The sequence below is a fragment of the Wolbachia endosymbiont of Cylisticus convexus genome (assembly GCF_003344345.1).
This window is the reverse complement of sequence record NZ_QPIP01000177.1, coordinates 1-2,069: the sequence shown is the minus strand read 5'-3', so window position 1 is coordinate 2,069 and position 2,069 is coordinate 1. Positions and strand designations below refer to the sequence as shown.

Annotated in this window: 1 protein-coding gene and 2 pseudogenes; 1 reads left to right on the top strand and 2 read right to left on the bottom strand. The window is 35.8% G+C overall.

All coding sequences use genetic code 11. The features are described from left to right. Both Wcon_RS09930 and Wcon_RS09925 read right to left on the bottom strand, forming a co-directional pair. Nucleotides 1–558: pseudogene (locus Wcon_RS09930) on the bottom strand (helix-turn-helix domain-containing protein); the annotation flags it as partial. A 154-nt stretch (nt 559–712) separates the two neighbouring features. Beyond that, on the bottom strand, nt 713–1,084 hold the full coding sequence (locus Wcon_RS09925; RefSeq protein WP_237350148.1) for a helix-turn-helix domain-containing protein: 372 nt from the start codon (nt 1,082–1,084) through the stop codon (nt 713–715). 105 nt (nt 1,085–1,189) lie between these two features. Between Wcon_RS09925 and Wcon_RS09920 the strand changes: the two are divergent. Continuing rightward, nucleotides 1,190–2,041 (top strand): annotated as a pseudogene (locus Wcon_RS09920) (IS630 family transposase). Nucleotides 2,042–2,069 lie beyond the last annotated feature (28 nt).

The following is a 2,069-nucleotide window of genomic DNA, read 5'->3' as shown; positions in this document are numbered from 1 at the left end:
AATTGCAGTTTTGTCTGTATAAAGCTTTGCCATAGCAACCCTTGAATAGGTATCAATAAAAGTTTGCTGGTCCTATACCCTTCTACATAATAAGTGTCTTGAGAACCTAAGTAACCAGTGTTTCAATTTCACCATCTTTGTTCTTTCACTTTCTCTAAAGCTGCAAGTTGCTCTTCAGTTAAAATTATGCCATCTTGTGCAACCTTCGCTTCAAGAGCTTTAAGTCTTTTTTTGAACGTTTCAATATCGTTTCTTAGCCATACAACCACCTTCGGAAATCCCTTTTTCTCAGCTCATTTGCAGCTCTTTATTGTCCATATGCTGGAAATTCTGTTGCGATCTGCTCTTTCTATGTCTTCGGAAACTCTGTTTGCCATAAGTGATTTTTTCTTACTTATCTCATGCAGTGCTTCTTCTCCTCCATTTTCATATAATTCCTTGAATCGATAAAACGTATCTCTTGAGTAGCCCATACGCTTGAGATACATTTCCTAATTGTTTTGCTAGCTCTAATAACCCTAACTTTGGTTTTAGTATTTTTGCTTGTATTGTACTCATATCTAACACTCCTTTCTTTTATTATTTTATAACTTACTTTTCTAAAGTGTCAGATCAAGTCTTGTTTAATACACCTAAAGGAGGCGCGCCAGCTCTCGACCCTACACCTCGAGGCCCTTTATTCTAAACCCCGCTTAGCTCCGCTAAGTATTTCTTAATGCGTACCACGGCGCACCCTTTCACTTAAAATGGTAACACTCCCTTGTTCATAATGATGTATCTGCGAGGGTCCTATATTAAGCTTTTTTGCTAATTCTTCTTGCGTATATCCTCTTATTACTCTCCACTTTTTTATCTCTTGTCCTCCGTTTGGCTCGTATCTCTCTTTATCAGCATATTCTTCAGTTGATAAGCCTGTTGCTCGATAGATAATGTCAGTATCAAACCCTGCTTTAACTAGATTTTGTGCTATTCTTATTCTTGCTGCTTTTATATTACTTTCTTCCTCAGCTCGGACAGATTTGGTTAATGCATAAATTGCTTTGCGTCCTTCTATTTTTTTGTATTTTCCTATAAAATTATACATTTCCTCGGTCTTAGCTTTGTCAAAACAACTGCTTTCTTTTAGTATAGCTCTTTTCATAATAGTACAAACGAGGTAAAATAAGATTTTATAGTAGTGAAGGTAAGTATGCCAGCAGCATATAGTTATGATTTAAGAAAAAAAGCAATGGAATCACTAGAAGAAGGAGAAAGCAGAGAAGCAGTGGCAGCAAGATTTAAAATTGGAAGAACTACGTTATGGGAGTGGCAGCAAAGAAAAAAGAAACAGGAGATTTTCAGTCAAAAAAACTTGGAAATGGAGGTTATAATCACAAAATTACTGACTGGAATAAATTTACTGAATTTGCTAAAAAATATGGTGGAAAAACTCTATCGGAAATGGCTAAGCTTTGGAGCAATGTTAGTATCCCAACGATTCATCGAGCTCTTAAAAAAATTGGACTCACACGCAAAAAAAGACATATGGATACAAAGAAAGGGACGAAGAAAAACGCGCTGAATTTTTGAAAATTATAGCAACAAAAGAACCTCAAAACTTAGTTTATATAGATGAGTCTGGCATTGATAACACCGAGGACTACCCTTATGGATATTGCCAGAAGGGACAGAGGTTTTATGCTCTAAAATCTGGTAAAAAAATTCAACGAATCAGTATGATTGCAGCCTTAAACGGCAGGAAAATAGTTGTTCCGTTAACATTTGAAGGCCACTGTAATATGTTAATAAATGGTTTGAGCAGTTTCTGACACCGATTTTGAAACCTGGACAAACTGTTATCCTTGATAATGCTACTTTTCATAAGTCTAATAAGATTACTGAATTTGCTAAAGGAGTTGGCGCAGAAATTTTATATCTACCGCCTTATTCTCCCGATTTTAACAAAATTGAGCATCATTGGTTTGCTATAAAAAACAGAGCTAGGAAAAACATCCCTCTATTCACATCTTTTCGTCATGCTGTTGATTCCGCTTTTCTATAAGCTTTTCGGACTATTATGAAAAGAGCTA

Excerpts from the sequence above, each read along its gene's own strand:
- Wcon_RS09925 (WP_237350148.1), bottom strand. The coding sequence starts at position 1,084 with ATGTATAATTTTATAGGAAAATACAAAAAAATAGAAGGACGCAAAGCA.